Source organism: Prescottella defluvii (assembly GCF_000738775.1).
GTDB lineage: Bacteria > Actinomycetota > Actinomycetes > Mycobacteriales > Mycobacteriaceae > Prescottella > Prescottella defluvii.
Genome location: NZ_JPOC01000219.1, coordinates 1 through 311, shown reverse-complemented (window position 1 = coordinate 311; position 311 = coordinate 1). Strand labels below are relative to the sequence as shown.

Below are 311 nucleotides of genomic sequence, written 5' to 3'. Positions count from 1 at the left end.
CCGCCCGCACCCGCGGCCCCGACCGGCCTGACCGCCACCCCGAACACCGTCACCATCGGCGACACCGTCACCATCTCCGGCAACGCCGAAGCCGACTCCTCGGTCACGGTCACCGCAGGCGACGAATCCTGCACCACCACCGCCGACAACACCGGCGCCTTCGCCTGCGACATCACCACCACCACCGCCGGCACCCTCACCGCCACCGCCGCCGCCACCAACAGCATCGGCACCGGCCCCGCCTCCACCCCGGTCACCGTCGACGTCACCAAGCACTCCAGCACCACCGACGTGACGATCTCCCCTGCCCC

General features: G+C 72.3%; 1 pseudogene. It reads left to right on the top strand.

Annotated elements, in window-relative coordinates:
• Positions 1–311, top strand: a pseudogene (locus tag IJ15_RS26580) (hypothetical protein); the annotation flags it as partial.